Genomic DNA, 403 nt, shown 5'->3' on the forward strand with positions numbered 1-403 from the left:
GGGCGTTACAGCATGGATGTGGAGTACGGTCAGTACAGTGTCATCCTGCAGGTTGACGGTTTTCCACCATCGCACGCCGGGACCATCACCGTGTATGAAGATTCACAACCGGGGACGCTGAATGATTTTCTCTGTGCCATGACGGAGGATGATGCCCGGCCGGAGGTGCTGCGTCGTCTTGAACTGATGGTGGAAGAGGTGGCGCGTAACGCGTCCGTGGTGGCACAGAGTACGGCAGACGCGAAGAAATCAGCCGGCGATGCCAGTGCATCAGCTGCTCAGGTCGCGGCCCTTGTGACTGATGCAACTGACTCAGCACGCGCCGCCAGCACGTCCGCCGGACAGGCTGCATCGTCAGCTCAGGAAGCGTCCTCCGGCGCAGAAGCGGCATCAGCAAAGGCCA

General features: G+C 60.5%; 1 protein-coding gene. It reads left to right on the forward strand.

Translation table 11 applies throughout. The annotated features are described in order from the left end of the window. The coding region (locus ACTHSL_RS13125; protein ID WP_440381697.1) for a prophage tail fiber N-terminal domain-containing protein at window positions 1-403 on the forward strand (403 nt) is incomplete at both ends.

Origin of the sequence: Neisseria sp. P0008.S010 (assembly GCF_051962715.1) — a bacterium.
GTDB lineage: Bacteria > Pseudomonadota > Gammaproteobacteria > Burkholderiales > Neisseriaceae > Neisseria > Neisseria elongata.